Annotated in this window: 14 protein-coding genes; 3 read left to right on the top strand and 11 right to left on the bottom strand. The window is 64.6% G+C overall.

The window, feature by feature from the left end:
• Nucleotides 1-56 precede the first annotated feature (56 nt).
• From AC5Y6Y_RS21520 to AC5Y6Y_RS21480, 9 genes are all read right to left on the bottom strand, one after another.
• A complete protein-coding gene (locus tag AC5Y6Y_RS21520; RefSeq protein WP_499930258.1) occupies nucleotides 57-1,307 on the bottom strand; it encodes an RNA-guided endonuclease InsQ/TnpB family protein in 1,251 nt (416 codons plus the stop codon).
• Between the two features lie 3 nt (nucleotides 1,308-1,310).
• A complete protein-coding gene (tnpA, locus tag AC5Y6Y_RS21515) occupies nucleotides 1,311-1,709 on the bottom strand; it encodes an IS200/IS605 family transposase (RefSeq protein ID WP_499930257.1) in 399 nt (132 codons plus the stop codon).
• Between the two features lie 318 nt (nucleotides 1,710-2,027).
• The gene (locus AC5Y6Y_RS21510) at nucleotides 2,028-3,839 is read right to left on the bottom strand and encodes an AAA family ATPase (protein WP_499930256.1); all 1,812 of its coding nucleotides are present in this window, start codon (nucleotides 3,837-3,839) and stop codon (nucleotides 2,028-2,030) included.
• On the bottom strand, nucleotides 3,836-5,815 hold the full coding sequence (locus tag AC5Y6Y_RS21505; RefSeq protein ID WP_499930255.1) for a hypothetical protein: 1,980 nt from the start codon (nucleotides 5,813-5,815) through the stop codon (nucleotides 3,836-3,838). The genes AC5Y6Y_RS21510 and AC5Y6Y_RS21505 overlap by 4 nt, the downstream gene beginning before the upstream one ends.
• A gap of 170 nt (nucleotides 5,816-5,985) precedes the next feature.
• Nucleotides 5,986-8,907: an ATP-binding protein gene (locus AC5Y6Y_RS21500; RefSeq protein ID WP_499930254.1), complete on the bottom strand. Its 2,922-nt coding sequence runs from the start codon at nucleotides 8,905-8,907 to the stop codon at nucleotides 5,986-5,988.
• Nucleotides 8,904-9,239 carry a hypothetical protein gene (locus AC5Y6Y_RS21495; protein ID WP_122447345.1) on the bottom strand — a complete coding sequence of 112 codons (336 nt, stop codon included), beginning with the start codon at nucleotides 9,237-9,239 and terminating at the stop codon, nucleotides 8,904-8,906. Before AC5Y6Y_RS21495 ends, AC5Y6Y_RS21500 begins: the two co-directional genes overlap by 4 nt.
• Before the next feature lie 16 nt (nucleotides 9,240-9,255).
• Complete coding sequence (locus AC5Y6Y_RS21490) at nucleotides 9,256-10,134, bottom strand: conjugal transfer protein (protein ID WP_499930253.1); 879 nt, start codon at nucleotides 10,132-10,134, stop codon at nucleotides 9,256-9,258.
• Nucleotides 10,135-10,193: 59 nt separating this feature from the next.
• Nucleotides 10,194-11,306 carry a hypothetical protein gene (locus AC5Y6Y_RS21485; protein WP_499930252.1) on the bottom strand — a complete coding sequence of 371 codons (1,113 nt, stop codon included), beginning with the start codon at nucleotides 11,304-11,306 and terminating at the stop codon, nucleotides 10,194-10,196.
• A 131-nt stretch (nucleotides 11,307-11,437) separates the two neighbouring features.
• Nucleotides 11,438-11,890: a hypothetical protein gene (locus AC5Y6Y_RS21480; RefSeq protein ID WP_499930251.1), complete on the bottom strand. Its 453-nt coding sequence runs from the start codon at nucleotides 11,888-11,890 to the stop codon at nucleotides 11,438-11,440.
• 361 nt (nucleotides 11,891-12,251) lie between these two features.
• Between AC5Y6Y_RS21480 and AC5Y6Y_RS21475 the strand changes: the two genes are divergently transcribed.
• The 3 genes from AC5Y6Y_RS21475 to AC5Y6Y_RS21465 all read left to right on the top strand — a co-directional run bounded on the left by AC5Y6Y_RS21475 (nucleotide 12,252) and on the right by AC5Y6Y_RS21465 (nucleotide 13,953).
• The gene (locus AC5Y6Y_RS21475) at nucleotides 12,252-12,380 is read left to right on the top strand and encodes a hypothetical protein (RefSeq protein WP_276323736.1); all 129 of its coding nucleotides are present in this window, start codon (nucleotides 12,252-12,254) and stop codon (nucleotides 12,378-12,380) included.
• Nucleotides 12,381-12,390: 10 nt separating this feature from the next.
• Nucleotides 12,391-13,194, top strand: a complete 804-nt coding sequence (locus AC5Y6Y_RS21470) for a hypothetical protein (RefSeq protein WP_499930250.1) — start codon at nucleotides 12,391-12,393, stop codon at nucleotides 13,192-13,194.
• Between the two features lie 66 nt (nucleotides 13,195-13,260).
• Nucleotides 13,261-13,953, top strand: a complete 693-nt coding sequence (locus tag AC5Y6Y_RS21465; RefSeq protein ID WP_499930249.1) for a helix-turn-helix transcriptional regulator — start codon at nucleotides 13,261-13,263, stop codon at nucleotides 13,951-13,953.
• 80 nt (nucleotides 13,954-14,033) lie between these two features.
• Here the strand turns inward: AC5Y6Y_RS21465 and AC5Y6Y_RS21460 are convergent, their stop codons facing one another.
• Together AC5Y6Y_RS21460 and AC5Y6Y_RS21455 are read right to left on the bottom strand one after the other, a co-directional pair.
• The gene (locus tag AC5Y6Y_RS21460; RefSeq protein ID WP_244602131.1) at nucleotides 14,034-15,449 is read right to left on the bottom strand and encodes a type IV secretory system conjugative DNA transfer family protein; all 1,416 of its coding nucleotides are present in this window, start codon (nucleotides 15,447-15,449) and stop codon (nucleotides 14,034-14,036) included.
• Between the two features lie 78 nt (nucleotides 15,450-15,527).
• The gene (locus AC5Y6Y_RS21455; protein ID WP_499930248.1) at nucleotides 15,528-16,307 is read right to left on the bottom strand and encodes a DUF2637 domain-containing protein; all 780 of its coding nucleotides are present in this window, start codon (nucleotides 16,305-16,307) and stop codon (nucleotides 15,528-15,530) included.
• Nucleotides 16,308-16,335: the final 28 nt, after the last annotated feature.

Genomic DNA, 16,335 nt, shown 5'->3' with positions numbered 1-16,335 from the left:
TCTTGAAACGCCGTTGACGTCCTCCCCACGGCTGAAGCCGGGGGATTCCAACCCGTTCATGCTGCGTTAGCGGCGTTGGGGGTGTGGAGCAGTAATTCCTCGCGGTTTCCTGCTGGTTCCTGCTTCGGTGACCGCGCGCGGCCCGCTGGCTGGGTTTGGTCTTCACAGGCGGTGACCGCAAGCCCTGCGGCCAGTATGTTGTTGGCGGCGTTGATGTCCGCATGCTCGTGATGCGAGCAGTGGGTGCACCGGAATACCGCTTGGCTCTCACGGGATTTCGGGTCCACATGGCCACACTGTGAGCAGCGTTGTGACGTATAGGCCGCCGGCACCGCCACCACGGTGGTCCCGGTGTAGCGGGCCGCCGAGGACAGTGCCAACGCGAACTGATGCCATCCCTTGCCGAGGATGGCACGGTTGAGCCCGGATTTGGCAGCCACGTTGCGTCCGGGAGCTTGCAGTGTTCCTTTCGCCGAGCGGGTCATGTTGCGGGTTTTCAAATCTTCGACTACCACCACGGCATTGACCGTTGCAAGTTGGTGGGCGGTTTGGGCACAGAAATCCAGCCGCCGGCGCCGCTCGCGCGCCCGCAGCGCCGCCAGCTCGGCCCGGGCCTTGTCCCGGTTGGCCGAGCGCTTCGCGCACCGCGACAGCCGCCGCTGCAACGCCAGCACACGCCGGCGCTCACCGGCGGTCGCGAAGACACGGTCGATCAACTCCCCCGCGCTGGTCGCGATCGCCGTGGCCACGCCGCGGTCCACTCCCACTGCCGTGCCCGGCGCGCTGTGCTGGGCGGGGGTGCGTTCACCGTCGTCGACCAGCACCGAGATGAACCAGTGGCCTGCGCTGCGGACCACGGTGGCCGAGCGGATGGTTTCACCGTCCAAGGAACGCGACGCGCGGAACTTCACCCAGCCCAGCTTGGGCAGCTTGATCCGCGCATGCTGGCGGTTGAGCTTCTCGACGACCATCTTGTTGCCCTCGGGGAACCGGAACGACGGCGGCCACCGCCGGCCGGAGCGCCACCGCACCCGAAACGTGCCCTGGGTGCGGCACGCCTTGTCCAGGTCCATCAACGTCTGCTGCAGGCAATGCCCCGGAACGTCTTTGAGCCACGGATGCTCGGGTTTCGCTTCGGCAAGCTCCTTAGCCTGGGGCTGGTAGTTCATCCACGCTCCACGTCGGCGGTACTCGCGGCGCTGCTCAAGGCCGGTGTTCCACACCGCCCGGCACGCTGCCCCGATCTGCTCGGCGTACCGCGCCTGCTCCTGGCTGAATTCGACCCGAAATCTTCGCCCCGTCAGCATGACTCAGCGGTCCTTCTGCGTTTCGACGTACCGCTTGATCACCGACAACGGCGCAGCCCCGACCGTGGCGACGAAGTAGGAGTTGGTCCACAGCGACGGCAAGCGCGAACGCAGCCACGGGAATTCCTCACGCAACAGACGCGAGGACCGGCCCTTGATGGCCTTGACCAACTTATGCACCCCGAACTGCGGATCCACCTCCACCACCAGGTGCACATGGTCAGGCATAGTCTCCAACTCGATCAACCACGCCCCCTTCTCGGCGATCACCTCGGCGATGATCTCCTTCAGACGCGCCTCCATCCGACCGCCAATGACCTTGCGGCGGTACTTCGGGCACCACACCACGTGATACGCGCACGCAAACGCGATATTCGCGTTCGCCCGCAACGTAACACCCACAACCGACAACATTAGACAAATAGCGGCTATCTAATAAAGCGGCACGCCCGATACACGGCAAGAGTGGCCACCACAACACGAACCTGACGCGCTCACCCCCAGGGCTAAAGCCCGGGGTCCGCCGCGCTACCTACGTCTCGATCGAGTCCGCAGAACTGACGCTCACCGACGCGAATGCTTCAACGCTGGCCCATCTTCTCGGCATACCGACCGACACCTACCGCACCTCGTACCGACGTGCACGAACTCGCCCGGCCGGAACGTCCGCGTGACGGCGACCGAACTAGACCCGCCTCGTACAGCCAGCGATTCACATCCTTAGTCGGCGACGATGTTATAGGCGACCAAGACCTCGTGCGTCGCGGTCTCCATGTCGGTGCGGGCGATGGCGCTGATGGTGCTGAGGTCTGCGGTGAGAAGGTCGATTGACGGGTCGGCAGCGTTGCGTACCTTGGCTTTTCGGGTTGCTTGTTCGATGACGCTGCGCACAAAGCGCGCGTTGTTGGCGACGTCAATGAGGAATGCGGCGTCGGTGTCGACGGTGTTGGGTGTGGTGCACAGCCAGTCGACGACATCTCGCAGGTGTTCGATAGCGTCGGGTCGGATATTGACGTGGGATCGCGCAGCGAACAGGCCGGCGATCTCGATGAGTTCGTCAGCGGTGTTGGACGTGAATTCCAGCTGGTAGGGGAATCGTCCGCGAAGACCAGGGTTGGCGGCCAGCATGCGGTTCATGGGCGCTGCATATCCGGCGAGTGCGATCATGGTGTCGTCGCGGTGGTCTTCGGCGAATTTCATGATGGTGTTCAACGCGATTCGCCCGAAGTCTCGTTCGAGGTCGGGGTTGTAGAGGTCGGGAGCCTCATCGATCAGAAGGGCTCGTCCCCTTGCGCTGTCGAGGACCGCCGCAGTTTTAGCTTCTGTCTCTCCGATGACTGCACCAACGAGGTGTTCGCGGGACACCTCGATGAATTGCGGCGATTCGAGAATACCTAGGCCGAAATACATTTCGCAGATTAGACGGGCGATGGAGGTTTTGGCGGTGCCGGGGGGGCCGACCAACGTCATGTGCAGCGTTTCCCGTTGTCCGATTTGGACCCCGCGCTCAGCCATTTTCTGGTCGTAGATTTTGGCGAATTTCAGTTCATTGACATGTTCTTTGACGCGGCGGAGACCGATGAATTGATCCAGCTCACGCTGGGCCTTATCGAGGACGTTCATGGCGTCTTCGTGCTGTCGCGCTTGACGTAGCTCAGCGGTTGACGGGCCAGATTTGGGGTCCCAGGGATTGGTGCGTTCGGCGATCGCCTCAGGTGTGGTCACCAGCGGGCCATAGGTTGGGTCTGCCAGTGCCGCGGCGGCACCGGGCCACAGTTCGCCGGCTACGGTTGCCGAGGTGAATTCCGCGCGGGCCGCGGGCTCGTTGCCCAGAGCTCGTTGACACAGTCCGCGGTAGTAGGCCGCTTCGGCCACGATGCGCTGGGTGTCGCTGGCGTCGCCGTCAAGCCTGGCCTGTTCGGCAGTTCCTGCGAGGGTAGTCAGGGTGGCCAGCGCGGCTTCGAATGCGCCCAGGCCCGTTTGTGCGATCCCTTTGAGTAGTTGGGTTGCGACATCGACGATGCCGTTGTCGCGGGGTGCCGGACGCGCGATCCAGTCGAGGACGTCGGGCCAGCGCTCGGTGACGTGGTGCAAGGTGGCGCCGAGGAATCGGTGAACTTGTGTCTGCTGAGGATGTTCGTTGGCGAGGTCTATGGCGGGCAGGACCGCCGCGGCGGCGGTGTAGTCGCCGTCATGCAGAAGTCCTGCGACATAGGCAAGTCCGATGCCGGCGGGGGTGTAGGGGTAGAGGTCGATGAGCACCGGGGTGGGGACTGTGGGCATGAGTGCGGTGTCAGGCAGTCCGATGCGCCGCGTTTCGCGGTGCAGCGTGGCGCGCGCCTCGTAGGCTCCGCGCAGCGTGGGGGTGGTCAGATCGCCTGCGGCAGCTAAACCCATCCACGCGTCACACATTCCTGGGTCGAGTTCGACGGCTCGGCGAAAGGCATCGCGGGCGGCCCAATGGTCGGTTGGGCCGTGCCCGAGAATGCCCAGGTGCGTAGTTCCGGAATCAAAGTGGTCGCGGGCGCTCACGGGTGATCATCTTTCGCTGTCGGTGCAGAGGCGGCGGGTGTCGGAGGAAATTCTAGGGCGGGGTCCACGCCGGCGGGGTCCGAGCGGTCGCCGCCTGCAACTGCTGGATCAGTGGTGTCAGCGGTCGGCGCCTGGTGTGAAGGAGCGGCGGGGGTTTGCCGTCGTGAGGTAGCCGGTGGGCGAGAAGGCAGGGGCGGCAACGACGCATCAGAGGATGGCCACCGATCATCGTGCGCCCACTGTCTGTGATCGGCGTTGCTCGATGCCGAAGGATCCTCGTACAGGGGATAATCGATATCTGCACCACCTGGCGAATGTGTCCTCGTCGAGGCGGGCTCGGAGGGTTGCGAGGTGTTCTTGCCCTGGCGCGCGTGGTGCAGCGCGTAGGCTGCGGCGGCCACGGGCACGGCGACCTCGGGAGCTATTACCGTGCCGGCTGCTTCGGCGGCTGCGACGACTTCGGTGGACTCCCCAGCGGCGGCCGCGCGGCCGGCGGTAGTGGCCACCTCAGAGGCCTCGGCCGGTGCTCCTGCAGCATCGGCCCCTGCCGGGGCGGGTTGTCGCACCGGGCGGGCCTTGACGACGTCGAATTCGGGGGCGTCCTGCGCGCCCGTGGTCGCCTCAGCGTCCTCGGCCTCGTCTGCGGCGCTGCGCGAGCGCCACTGCGCGAAGCGGTCGCGGCCGCGGCGCATCCGATCGACGCCCTGCTGGAAGTCGTCGTATTCGCTTTGGACGCCTGCACGCGCAGACTGCCATACACCGCTGATCTGATGCCCTATCGTGCCCAGCCCGTCGGTATAGAAGTGCTTGTCGATGTAGTGAAACAAAAGGATTGCCACGATGGACCCCAGTCCCACCATCAGCAGCCGCGGCACGACGGTGATGCCCCCGTGACCCAGGGTCGGTGTGGTCAGTGTCCACCCCATTCCGACTGCGGTGATGGCGAGGAAGGTCGTGTAGAGGATCATTTCGGCGGCATGCAAAAACACCTGCGACACGGCTCTGGTCGCGTAATTCTTCGCGCGTTTCCACCCGGTCATCCCCAGTAGTATCGCCGGGCCGACGACGATGCCGTAGTAGGTTGCCTTGGCTCCCACGAGCATGGTGCTGATGCCGACGTACCAGATGAACAGACCCACCAGCATCGCCATGGCCAGCAGGAACAGGCCGAGGACGAAGTCGTTGGCGCCCAGGTGTTGAGCGTGCGCCAGCGCCTGGGGTGCCCCGCAGCCCGCCATCGCATGCGCTGGCCCGGCCGCCGGGTCCTGGTTGACGCTGCTGCGGCCACTGGCGATGATGGCCTGCGACCAGGCGCGCCGACAGGTGCCGACATCGTCGACCACCATGCCGAAGTTTTGCAGCTGCAAAGCAGGGCGGGCGGTGGCCGAAACCATTTGCGACAGAAAGGCATCCAGTTGTCCCTGCAGCGAGGCACCGGGCGCATAAGAGCCGTCGCGTGCTGCCTGAGCGATCTGGAAACCAGTCGCCCGGCCCATCCCCAGTAATCCATGGTCGCTGACCAGATCGTCGATCGGATCCTTAAACAGCGTCCACGACAGCACGAGCATAATTGCTGCGGTACCAACGAGATTCCAGGCCCGGCCCGGGCGCCCGTTGAGGTAGTGGAACCCGGCGAGGGTGACACACACGGTGAGCACCAGGGGGCCTAACCACATGTTGTTGACGAGCGTGCTGACCGCGGCGAATATCGGTCGTCCGATCTGAGCCAGCGCCAGCAGCCAGGAGCTGGACATCGCAAAACGCAGGAACCACAACGAAATTGCGAACACGAACACGACCAGGGCTGCTTCGTTGGTCAGCCACCAGGCCATGGTGCTGTGGGTGACCGCGACCTGCGTGGCCTTCACCATCCAGGAGACCCACGTGCTGGGATCGATAGCGCTCACGCCTTGACCGTTGTTGGCGACCGCCTCGGAGGTGTCCACGACGGACAAGAAATAGCTTTCCAGCGGCACCCCGTCGGTGTCTTTGATCCCCGTCCACCCGATCGCGGCGGCCCCGACATCGGCGGCGGCGCGAGGTGCTGCGATCACCGACCACAAACACAGAAAGTGGATCGCGCCCATCAGACGGATCGACCACTGCGCGCGGCGGTGCTCGGCGAGCCAAATCGTGATCCGGGCGTTCACGGCGCGACCGCCGCTGTGCTGTCCAGATCGCGTGCCAGTGCAGCGGTGGGGGCACCGAAGAATTGGACTCGCGCCGCGCGCCCCAATTCGTCGATGAGAAAACCTTCACCGAGCCGGTCGGGATCGACGGCTCCGGCCTCGGCCACCGACGTTTGGGATCCCTCGCAGTCGTCGAGGATGTCTTCGTCGCGGGTGTTGCCCGGGCTGGTGTCATCACAGAGCGTGACGACCAGTTCGGGATACATGTCGGGATCGATGCGTGCCCACTGCAACGTCAGGTACGCCAACTCCGGGTCCTGGATGCGAAAAATCCACTTCTGGGTGACGAACTTGTCGCCCATGCGGGCCAGATCACGGAAATCCTGTGTGATGAACCAGATTCCGGTGGCATGTTTACGGCCGCGGCGGGTGATCAGATGTGCGGTGCGCGCACCGGCGGGGTAGGCCAGCAGCTGGGCGCACTCCTCGAAGATCATCACATCGAAGCGGTCCGGATAGTCGAACATGTATTGGCGCTCGATGTCGATGAGCAGCCCGTAGATGGCCATTCCGGCCCGCTGGGGGCCACTGAGCTTGAGGTAGAGCTGTTCGTTGGCGATGTCTTCGGCGTCGGGCAAGGCCAAGTTGCCCGTCAGGTACACCGTCGCCGGGGCATCGTAGGGCCGGTAAGGCGGGAGCTGCGGGTCGAAGAAGCCCGGGAAGTCCTCTTCGGCCGTCTCGAGGCGCAGTAGCAGCTCGTCGTGTTCGTGATCCGGTTGCGCCCGTAGATAATTCATAAGATCCCGGTGGTTTCTGATGCCGTTTCGGGTGCGGTTGTCCGGGCGCAGCAGCCGCCGGTACCGTTTGGCGGTCAGACTGTCTGCGCTCACACCGATCCACGGCAAAATATGAGCGGCGGCCAATCGCGCAGCTTCGTGCGGGTGGCAGATCACCAGTGGGTCAAAACACCAGCGGCCGACCGTGGGGTCGATGAAGCGGGCTCCGGGGACCGAGCGCAAAGCTTTGGCCCACTCGGCGATGGTGTCGGGTTCGAACGCCACGATGCGGGCACCGCGCAAAATCAGCTCCAAGGCAGAAAGTTTCGCGCGATTGGATTTGCCGCCGCCGGGGTCCCCGACGATCGCCAATCCGGTGTTCTTGTTGCGCCGCGCTGTTCCCTCGGGGTCATGCAAAATGACGCTGGGCCGCATGGTGGTCTGATCCACTGCTAGCGGGCTGCCTTTGACATTGCCGACGCGCGCGGAAATCAGCGGGAGAAACAGTGACCACAAGTGGGCGGTCGTGGGGTTGCGGAATTCGTCGAGGGGGCTCAACGTCTCGCTGCCGGTATTGAATGCCTTCCACAGCAGGAGCTGCGCTCCGCGATGGCGCGCGACGGCGATGCCGGCAGTGTCGAGTTCTTGGCGGATCTGTTTGACTGCGTCGTCAACGATGTCGGGGTGGTGCGCGCTCACCGCGATGACCACGGTGTGATCGAGTTCTCGCTCAGCGGGATTGGAGTTCAGCTGGGAGCTGTACCGGCGGGTTTTCGACAGCTTCTTGGGCAACTCGTCGTCCTCGTTGCCGCGGGGTCCGCGCTGCTGCATCTGGTCTTTGATGTTCTTGGTGTAGCGATAATTGACGGCCTGTGCGTCCTTGGGGGTGCGAATGTACAAATGTTGCGTCCATTCGATGACGGCCTGGGTCTGCACGTTGAGGAGGGCGTGCAGATAGGAGGCCCGGGGAAATCGCACACCTTGATCGGGGAAGTGCTCGACGGTGAGGAACGTTTGGTAGCACGCAGGCGTGGTGGGCCGCTGCGGGTCGTAGACGCGAAGCATCGGTTTGCAGCTGGGGCGCCACCAAGGGCGGCCGGCATTGTCGCCCTCGTCGAACGCTGCGCGCGTAAAATCTTTGCGGGTCAATGACGTTGGGCCGCCGGAGTGCGTGCTGGGCATCGGTTGGTGCAGCGCCCAGGGCTGCGTCCGGTGAGCGTAGTACCACCGGATTTGTGCCGGGGTGGCCGGTCGGACACCGAATTCGTTGGGCAATGACTGTGCGATGGTGCGTGCAAGGTCGGCGTAATGGGCGAGTGATTTCTCGGACTCTTTGTCGCGTCCGCTGATCCAGTCCACCATCCGTTTGCCCTGCCCCAGAGGTGTGCGACCGGCCGTGCCAGAATCCACCGGTACGGTCAACCAGAATCGCGCGCGTACCGGCCCCTGGTAGCCCACTGCGGCGGTCCTGGTGGGATTGGCGATGATCGGTTCCCAGTGTCGACATTGAGTGACCCAGCCGGGCTTGCCGGCATGGGAGCCGACCATGCTGCGCAGGATCGTGTTCTTGTCCTCGGCGACCAGCAGCATCCGCAGCATCGATCCGGACGGCAAGTATCGGCCAAGATTGCGGGTCTGTTTGGCCGCCCACTGGTGCTTTTGGTAGGAGCGCATCAGTGTGGGCAAACCTTCGATGAGGAATTCGGCGTAGACCCCTCCGCGGGTAAAGACCAGGTTGTGGTGCACGCGCTCGGGCGGGTTGACGCCCGGGTCGACCCGCACACCCGGTGGGCTGTCGCCGCCAGGCACCGCTGCACTGGTGACATGCGGAGGCCGGAACATGTTTCGGGCGAACCGTATTCGCGCTGACAGCGATGGTCTGCCCTTGGGCAGCAGCAGTCGCATCGCAACGACAGTGAGCACACAGAGCGTGGCCCCAATAATGAGCGCGGGCAGCGTGGTTCCCGCCTCATGGCTGTCGATCCACCACAGTGTGGGCACACCGATCAGCGCTGCGGCGATCCATTCCGGGGGACGGTAGGGGCCGCCGGGCCAGCGCTGTCCGGGTGCGGCTTCCCCGATATGGGTGTCGATATCGCGGATACCGGAGAACACCTGCGCGTTTTCGGTGGCCACGGGCGCGGCCGCGGGAGGTGCGCTCACCAGCCGCGCGTACCGGAGTGGCCCGGTGTGCCGACGCTTCCGGGCAGGTTCTCGAATTCCTGGTTACCGCGCTGGTAGATCCCCACGATGTGGGCCACGAACACGGCCAGCAGCACACCGCCGGCCAATGCCGAGACGGCCGCGCCGACACCATTTTTGTGATGTTTTCTGACGGCGTTGACGATTCCGCAGCCCAGGAAGAAGGCGCCGGCCAGCGCGATCAGGATGTAGAGAACCTCATGGGCCATATTGACCAAACCGGTTCCAGCGGCCAGCACTGTGTGTTGTGGTGCTGCAGCGAGCAGCACGGTGGCGTGTGCGGTTGCGGACATAATGCAAATTTCCCTTCTATTTTGGTGGCGGCGAGGTTGCAGCCGGTGGGCTGATCGGCACGGGCGTGGCGCCCTGATCCGAGAACACGGGAATGGCGTCGATCTGGGCGACGAACCATGTTCCGCCGAGTGCGCGCAGCGTCAAGGAATAGGACAGGTCTTCTTGGGTGTAGTCCGAGCGGCGGGCCGAAATATCGATGTGCACAGGCAGTTCGGTGTTCTGCGCCGGATTGGCTGCGGGCTGTTCGGCGGCTTGCGCGATCGTGATGCTGGCGCTGGCGTAGCAGCCGACTGCGGTGATTGCAGCGTCGGTGGTGGTGAATCGGTCTAGCCCCCCCGAGGCTGTCAAATAGGCGGTGACAAAGCCTGCCAGCATGGTGAACAACGGTGTTCCTGCAGCGATAGGACTCGAATACCCCAGTGGCACATATGCTCCCGGCGGGGGGCCCTCGATGCGACCAATCCGGTCTAGCGCCTGGAAACCCGAATCCTGGTAGACCCCAACAGGTATCTGGTAGTACGCCATGGTCCTCGGGGCAAGCGGGTAGGGCTGCAAGGTGAGCGCGATCTTGACGCTGTAGACCGTGACGTCGGAGTTGGTCGGACCGCGGCGTGAGGCCCACGCCACCGCGTTGGAAATGATCATGGTGTTGGTGGTCGGTACCGCGTACTTGGCGCCGCTGGGATAACAGCGCGCCAAATCGGTTGCGCTGGCGGTGGTTGCGGTCAACAGCGACGTCACACACATCGTGGCGAAGGCCTTCACGGCGTCGGTTTCGTTGACTACCGTGCGGCTGATGCCCGCGATGGCGGGGGGTTCGGACGGAAAGGCGAACCGCCACAGCAGCGCGACGCCGTTGATGCAGGAGGTCGCCACGACGACGATGATGACCACGCGCCGCAGCGTGCGCGACGACAGTGACAATCGCTTTTTCCAGACGGAGTTGAGCTGCATCACAGCGCCCGATGACCGATGATTTTGATGCTGGTCACAGCAAACGTGGTGTCACTGGGGTCAGGTTGCTGCGGGTCTGAGGCCGGCACGGGTTCTGAAGTGCCCGCGGGGGCTTGCGGAGTCAATATGCCATCGAAAAGTCCCGGCGGCCCGGACGTGGGGGATGAACCCACTGTGGCGGTGGGCCTGCTCGTTTCCTGGATCAGCACCGTGATTTTGGAGGCGTTGACCCGGGGTACCGGCAATACCGCTTCACCATGGATGTTTCCCGTGCTTTGGGTGAGCACGGTATTGGCGACATCGTTGAACTGCCACTGCAATCTGGTCACCACCCGGTGATTGAGCCACGGCTCGGTCGTGCTGCCCTGTGCAGCAGTGGTGTCCCCGGGCACGATGCTGACTGCAGTGATGACGTAGGACCGTTCCATGCCCGCCGGCCCGAGCGTGATCGAGAGCGGCTGACCATCGGTGTGACGGATACAGATCCACGGCGTGGGCTTGTCGGGGTCAGCCAACGACTGGGCGGTCGTCGAGCCGGCGGGGCAATCCGCCGCGGCGGTGAACGGCAACGGTTGATCAGCCGCCTCGGCCGCGGTCGATGGCGGCGGCGCCGCGGCGACTGGATGAGCCGCCGTGCTCGATTTGCCGGGCTGCGTCACTGGGGCCGGGTCGGATGATCCGAGCAGGTTTGTCCCCACCGCGGTCACCAGCACAGCGGTGGCGACGGTGGCGGCGAAAGCTCCTGCGACCCATGGGGTGAAACGTCGTGACCGCCGGGTCCCACCCACCTGGTCCTCGCCGTCGCCGTCAGCAGCGCAATCCGTTGTCGCCGCCGAATCGCTGCGCTGAGCGCCATCGCCGGCAGCGTCATCGCCGGAGTCGTCGATGCCCTTGTCAGTGGGGACAGCCGACGGTGGTGCGCCGCCATCGCCGCGCTCGGGGGCATCCAGATCCACCGCATCGGGATGCGGTGATCGGTTCCTGCTGGCCCCCGGCGGTGGGGTGCGAGGTCGATCAGCGGTCATGGGCGCACCTGAGGTCGGGGTGGTGCCGGGATCCTTGGCGATGCCTTTGTCTTCGAGCCACTCGTCGTTGGTGACTTGTGTGTCCATACGGGGTTCGCGGCGCCAGCGTTGGGGTGCAACGCGCGCGCCGCTTGCCTCCTTTCGTGGGTGAGGCCATGTGGGTGCGGGCGTCATCGACGTCCGCCGGGGGCACGGGCACTGCCGGGACATGAGCAGGCTCAGCGCTGCGGTCCCGGCCGCGCTTTCGGACTCGGCCGGCGGCGACGGCGCACGGGCTGGCCGAGTTCCGGTGCGCGAAGCGACCGCAGCGGGCGTGGTGCGGGAAGGGCGGCCGCCGACACCTTGACGTAACCGTCTGCTCGCTGGGCGAGCAGGCCAGTGTCCTCGCCGCGCACAACGTAGACGCGGTCGTGATGGACCATCATGGGCGGAAGCGGCGGCGCCAGGGGCGGGGCGGACACCTCACCGGCGGCGCCCGGGGCCGCTCGCTGCTCAACCACCGGTGTCGCGGGCCTGCCGCGTCGGCGACCTCGGTGCAAGGCCAGCACTACCCACACGGCGGCGCCGACCAGCAGCAGCGGCGCCAGCCGGGCCACCAATTCAGCCAGGACAACAAGGGCAAACGCCATAGCTGTCACTGCCACGGCCAGCCCTGCGGCAAGAACCTTCATCGGAGGACCCCTCTCGACACTTCGACACATCCTTAATGAGTGTGTCTAGATGTCAAAGTAGAGCTATTCGCGTGTCTATGTCCACATTGCTAGACGATTCAAGGTGAATTTAGGTAGCTTGATGCGCGTGAACATACCTTTGTCCGGGCCCGCGCGGCTCGATCACTTCGTTTCGGAACGACTCGCCCTGCTGCGCATGTCCCGCGATGACCTGTCTCGCCGAGGAGGCCCGGAACGTTCCACGCTGCACAAAGCCAAGACAGGATCCCGACGACCTACGCTGGCCACCCTGACCCGCCTCGATGAATCCCTGGGATGGGCGCGAGGGTCAGCTGCAGCTATCCTCGAAGGTGGCGAGCCAGTGAGCTCCCAGCTCCGCGATGACGAGCAGGCGCGCAGCGTTTTGACGGTTGTCGAAGGACTCTTCGAGCAGTGCTACACCCTGCTCAACGACGCGCGCACACTGCTGTCCGAAGTGCTCAGCGGCTAGACCACTGCCCATGCCCGCCAATATCTTCGACGACCAACGCCGAGCCTGGATTGCCGCTCATGCCGGCGTATTCCTCTTCCAGAAACGCCGCGCCGAACTTCTTGCCAAGACCATCCGCGCGCGTACCCGCGCCCAAGTCGGGGCCCGCCCAGATCCCCACGACGACCAGATCACTCCCCCACTCATTTTCCGCAGCACCTCGACAACGACAGGCTCCTATGAGGCCGCACTCGTGGCAGTGTGCGCGCTGCTCGCTCCGCTAGGGTGGGCCGCCGGAAAAGCCGCGTACCTCGCGCTCGTCACCTTGATTCCCGAGCGATTGCGCGCCTATCCGATCCCCGCTCTGTTCTGGTCAGCCGCAGCTAGCGCCACTCCCCTGGTGCTGTTCTACGATCCAGCACCAGGGCTGACCGACACCCTGGTCCTGCCCTGGCTGCTGGCCCAATTACCCGCCGCGTTCGCTGCCGCTGCGCTCTACGGCCTCGCCGAAGGATGGCTGGCGGTGGACGGATCCAGCGACTGGTGGCCGCTGACCCCACTCGTCGGGGACGTCGATGACGACCTCATCCTCGACTCCACGATCCTGCCCATGCCAACCGTGCTCGACGACGCCCCCACCCCGCCGCGCCGCCGCATCCCCCCATCGATCGGAACGCGGCGCCGAACCCCGCCCACCGTGTCCTGGCGACCCATCATCTCCGGCATCACCGCGCTCACCATCGTCACGCTCTGGTACGTCTGGATTGTTGCTGACACCACTCTTGACCCCCCACGGATCGCACCCGTGCACGGGAACGTCCACGCGACATTCTGAGATCCGCGACCGCAACCCAACAATTACACAGAAGAATGTACATTCGTCTGTGGCAGGATGACGGGCGTGGACCGCTACCTCTCCGTCTCCGAGATCGCCGAGCAGCTCGAGCTGTCGATCAACACCCTCAACACGCGCATACGGTCGGGCAACTTCCCGCCACCGGATGCCATGATCGGCACCCGCTACCAAGGGTGGAAAGCATCAACAATTCGCAACCTCTACCCCGATGAGCACGGGGACATATTCGATGTCCGCGCCGCACAACTCGCGCCCGCCGCCACCGAGGTCAGGCGCATCACCGAGAAGATCCGAGCCCTCAGCGCCGCTCTCGACCCGGAACTAGGGCCGCAAAAGACCGACATCATGCGCAAGCTGTCCGTTCTGGCCTGTCGCCTCGAAGAATCTGCGCGCACACACACTTTTGGCGTGCAGATGAATGTGCGCTCGCTCGCCTCGCTTCTCCCGCTTAGCGATGATCTTCCGCACGCCCCGCAACACAGCGTCGAGACCATCGACATCGCCGGACTCGAAATTGTCCCAATTATGTTGCCACCACAACAAATAACACAGGCCGCTGCCCTGAACGCACTGGTCGCTCTGGCCGACGACCTTGAAGCGATCCCGCAGCGCGTCAGCAGTCCCGACACCGGCTACGTTCCCGCTTCCATCCGGGACGAGACGGCGCATATCGCTGCAGCGCTGCGCTCGCTACTCGCCCAGGCCCCCGCCTCGGCTGGCGACGCAAACACCCAATGATCGTGTGGTCTTGAATCGCACTGGTTTGCCCCGGAGTCTCCGGTATTTCCAGTGCGATTCATCTGCCCGATGGCGGTGGCCTACCGCGACCCGTTGCGCTGCTTATGAAGCCGCCGTTCAATAGCCTGGTCGTAGACCTCCAAGAACTCCGACCAATCCGGAATGTGGACCCGTTCTCCGGCGGTACCCCGCTGCAAGAGCTGGGCTTCCTCGCGATTTTGGGGCAACAGTTCCTGCCAGCCGATCATCTGTCCATACACCGAGGACTGGCCGCGGCTACCGCTGTGGGGCTCATAGCTTTCGGTGCGTCGGGTGGTCTCACCGAGCCAATGGGATGCCTCCTCGAGCAGGTAGCGTTCGTGCGCCCCGTACATGATCAGCGTTCCGGGAAACATCACGCGCAGCGCCTCGGCGTACTTCGAACCGAAGACGACCTCGAAATGCGCGGTGGCTTGCACGGTGGCCATGATGTTGACTCCCAAACCTGCCGATTCCCCAACGTAAGTCAGCAAGTTCGGCAGCGGACACGAGTTGCACACCTCGTCGAGTTCGAGCAAAAGGCGATGTGTGAGTTGATGATTGGACGTCTTGCGTCGGAAGCGGCGAATGATGGAGTCGATGAGTGCCACCGCGGCGCCCGCCACGCTGCCGGTGTTGGGAGCGATGACGAACAAGGTCGCGTCCGGTTCGTCGAGCATGTCCAAATCGAAAGTCTCGGTGGTGAGTTGCTCAATATCGCCGAGCCCGGCTGCCAGGGCATCGTTGCGCAACCCTAGCCGCAACCACGGAGTGACAGCTTTGGACACGGTCACTTTGATGCTGTCGCGCAACCGGGCATCCATTCCGGCGATCACCGAATACAGCGGTTGCGCCAACTTCGGATGCGGGCACAATCCATAGGCGGTCAGCCACGACGGTCCGCCCAGAGGAGGCGGTTCCGCGTCTGGATCCATCGGGTCGGGCATCCCGAAATCCTGCACCGCGTCTAACACCCACGGCATCCCCTTGCCGTTCCCGCACGGTCCCGCAGCAAAGAGCAGGCAGGCCAACGGTGGGGCTGCCTGCGACTCCCACAGCCCTCCGGCGGTCGCGCTCATCGCGCTCGAAGCGCCCCCGAACCCCACCCCTGAGGTCGCCAACATTGTTTCTGCGACGGTCAGGGCCTCCTCAGCATCAACGACGGTCGCTGTCGGATCAGTTGCCATCCGCCGCACCGTGGCGGGCCAGATCTCGGTCTGCTCGGGCCGAAGGTCGATCACGCCGGTGACACCCAAACACCGCTTGAGTAACACTAATTCGGCTAGGTCGGGTTTGGAGGACACACACACCACGGGGCCCGGATGCAGCACCGCCGCGGGCGCCAGGATCCGCCGAGTCTTGCCGGTGCGCGTCGGGGCGCTGATCGCCACGTGAGGCGCGCTCGCCGCGCGCACCGGTTGGTTGGCGTCGTTGTAGATCAGTCCGCAATACGGAGTATATGGCTCGGGATTACTCACGCGCTCATCATTGCCGCCACCTGCGGGCGACGTCTATCAAAACCCAACAGCCGGTGCGGCTTTCGGGCATGAGAATGCTTAGGCTGGGGTTGGTGCGCGATCGGCGTTGGCCACGATGCGGCTGACCGTCGAATGGTGCAAGCCCACGTGATTTCCGATTTCACTGACTTTTTGACCGGCTTGATGGCGGGCCAGCACCGCGGCGACCACTTCGGGGGGCTGCTTGGTGCGCTTGGTGGCCACCACACGCGCGGCGGCGTCCTCGTGGCGGTCGTCTGTCTGCGGGGCACACTGCGCTCCGTTGCGCGGCGCTGGACTGCTCGCCACCAGGTGATCGGCAAGAACCGAACCTTCCGAGGGCTCAACGGCTTCGGTGATCGCCGGGACAGGCCGGGGGTGCTCTGCCGCGGCAGGCCGCTCCGGTGCCCGGCGGGTGAGCGCAAGCAACGACACCGTCGCTTGGGTCATGGTGACATCGACGACGACTGGCCACAGCCACGCCAAACTGGCTCGGATGCCGCATCGGGTGGCCAAATCGCGCAGCGCGTCGAAGGAAAGCCGAAACGCGGCCGCGGCCAAGACCGTGGTCATGGCCAAGGCCCCCCAGTATGCGACCGAAGGGCGTCGCCGCACCTTGATCAGCAGTGAGAGCCCCTCAGTCGAGGCCAACAACACCAACGGAGGGGCGGTGGCCACGGCCGCCGCCAGCGCGGCAGGAACCGCGGTGGCGTTAACGGCGGCGTGGATGGCGTTGCCGGCAACTGATGCCGCACTAGAGGCGATCAGGACCACCCAGAAGAACCGCACACCGCGCCGGCGGGTGTGCTCATCGCTCTGGTGGTCCTCGTAGCTGCTCACGAGCGCCATCATGGCCTACGCGCGGTCG

This window comes from Mycobacterium sp. NGS24, assembly GCF_059813065.1.
The sequence above is the reverse complement of the archived record's forward strand: the minus strand, read 5'-3'. Positions and strand labels throughout refer to the sequence as shown.